We start from the raw sequence: 2,576 nt of genomic DNA, 5'->3' as shown, positions 1-2,576 counted from the left end.
GGACGGCACGGTCTATGTGCTGGAGGTCAACCCCCGCGCCTCACGCACCGTGCCCTTCGTCGCCAAGACCATCGGGCGCCCGATCGCCAAGATCGCGGCGCGCATCATGGCCGGCGAGACGCTGGAAAACGCCTTCGCGCACTACGGCGCCATGCCCGACCCGCGCAATCCCGGCCACATCGCGGTCAAGGAAGCCGTCTTCCCCTTCGCCCGCTTCCCCGGCGTCGACATCCTGCTCGGGCCGGAAATGCGCTCGACCGGCGAGGTCATGGGCCTGGATCGCGATTTCGCGCTGGCCTTCGCCAAGAGCCAGCTCGGAGCAGGCGTTGATCTCCCTCGCGCGGGCACGCTGTTCGTCTCGGTGCGCGACGAGGACAAGAAGGGCATCCTGCCGGCGGTGAAACGCCTCGCCGGCCAGGGCTTCAAGGTGCTGGCCACCTCCGGCACCGCCCGCTTCCTCGCCGAGAACGGCGTGGTCGCCGAAAAGATCAACAAGGTGCTGGAAGGCCGCCCCCACATCGAGGACGCCATCCGCAACCGCCAGGTCCAGATCGTCTTCAACACCACCGACGGCCAGAAAGCGGTGTCGGACTCGAAGTCGCTGCGCCGGGCAACGCTGATGCAGAAGGTGCCATATTACACGACACTCTCGGGCGCTGCGGCGGTGGCGGAGGCGATTGCGGCGCTGCGGGCGGGGAACCTCGAAGTGCGGCCGCTGCAGGAGTATTTTGGGTGAGGCGGGCGCGCCAGAGGAGCCGGTATCCTCTGGCGACGCCAACCTGCTCGGAGATTTTTTGTACAAATTTTTCCGCTTCAATTTAACTACTATACCCCGCATTCACACCTTATATTTCTCGCGTTGTGGCGAATCGGGGGGGAGAATGCTAACGAACGTCCAGCCGACACGGTCCCGCTTGGTATTAGCTTCAAGCGGCAGTATCTCAATTGGCACTAATCTAGAAGATCGCTTTCTGGAGGTAAAAGGGCTAGCCTTATCGTATATTTCACAAAAGATAGGTAGCCTTCCAAGCGATATATTGGCCAAGGATCAGTATGAGAGCCCCGAGGGTTCTCTTTCAATTGAAACTCTGCAGACCGAATTTGGAATCATCTGGGCAATACGATTGTCGGAGCCTGACGACGAAGTTCCAGGACGCTCTTGGAGCGTTGAACTTAGCGCCGGAAAATCAACTAAAGAAATACTGATTGGATTTAGGCTCAATTGCTTTTCTAGAAATTACGACTTTGAATTCAACAATAGCGTTCCGAGAGTACTTCGTAACCTCGTAAATAACTTTTCCTACAGCGACTACGGGTATAGGCTATCTCAAAGACCTATGATTATTCAGAGTGCATCAGACGCAGAATTTCTATACGATCTGATAAGCAATAAGAAAAGATGGAGAAATGCTGTTGTTGTCTCGTGCGATGATAATTTTGATGCTTTAGTGAATTACGCCGGACTTGCATACAGTTTAAGCGGAGCCGCACATGTCGCAGCAATCAACCCATCCGCGTCTTTTCATCTTTCGTCTTTGGTTGGTAAAGAATTGTCCGTATTTGATCGCGGAGTAAGAATTTACAGGCCAAATTTCTCGGAAGAAGATCAGCCAACTCGTCATACATTGATACTAAAGAGGCAGATCGACAAAGTTCCTATTGTCATACGAAGAGGAGTTGAGGAAGCCATAAGGCGAGATTGTTTTCGAATATCTATTGAGCGTGACAAGCTTGCTCAGGCTGTACCCAGTTTCGTGGATGTACGATTAGCAGCAACAAAGGCGCGATTAAGCGCTTTGAACGAGAAAAAATCATCGAATGATGATGTCTTGCGGGCTGAAATAGAAGCCAGAATGGCGGCAGAATCGCAATCGGAGTCGGCGATGTCGATGGCTCTTCAGGAGGAGGAGCTAAGAAAAGAAATTGAGGCAGAGAGGGACAACTATCGAGCACAGCTTTATGCCATTCGCACTAGGGTAGAAGCGCTGGAGAGCAGATTATCCCAGGCCGGCGAACAATTGGAAACAGGTAGTCGACCCACTTCGTATGACGAAATTTCGGCGTGGGTAGAGGAGAATTTTTCGGGTAAACTAGTTCTGCATCCGAGAGCAAAAAAAGCCCTCAAAAGCGCCATTTATGAAGATGTTGGCGTCGTCTGTGAAACACTTTCTCTTCTAGCCGGAGAATATAGGAAAGTTTGCCTAGGCGAGATGAGGAGGGAAGAATTTGAAGAAGTCATTTCGCACAAGCACCTAGATATGAGTGGATCTATCAGCGAAGAAAGAGCTAAAGAATTCGGCGAAGAGTATTTCATAAAATGGCGTGATAGAAAGCTTTTTCTGCATGGCCACATCCAGAAAGGAAATTCTCGAGACGAGCGGTACTGCTTGAGAGTTTACTTTTTATGGGAACCAGAAGACTCTCTAATCGTGGTCGGGTGGCTACCTTCTCATCTTACCAATCGCTTAACTTAAATTTGACGTTTCCAAGTCAGCGATGGCCGTAAGTCTCGCACATGATTAAAAGGCGCGCCCTGTTATGGTGGTGGCCGTTGTATCCTTTGTCTCGTGTCAGTT

At 51.9% G+C, this 2,576-nt stretch carries 1 protein-coding gene and 1 pseudogene; both read left to right on the top strand.

Features of this window, described 5'->3' with window-relative positions:
* A pseudogene (locus EOD07_RS30320) lies at positions 1 to 736 on the top strand (carbamoyl phosphate synthase large subunit); the annotation flags it as partial.
* Positions 729 to 2,474 (top strand): hypothetical protein, encoded by a 1,746-nt coding sequence (locus EOD07_RS30315; protein ID WP_127237931.1) that lies wholly within the window; start codon positions 729 to 731, stop codon positions 2,472 to 2,474. The pseudogene EOD07_RS30320 and the gene EOD07_RS30315, both read left to right, overlap by 8 nt.
* Positions 2,475 to 2,576: the final 102 nt, after the last annotated feature.

The organism is Mesorhizobium sp. M2C.T.Ca.TU.002.02.1.1 (assembly GCF_003997225.1).
The sequence above is the reverse complement of the archived record's forward strand: the minus strand, read 5'-3'. Positions and strand labels throughout refer to the sequence as shown.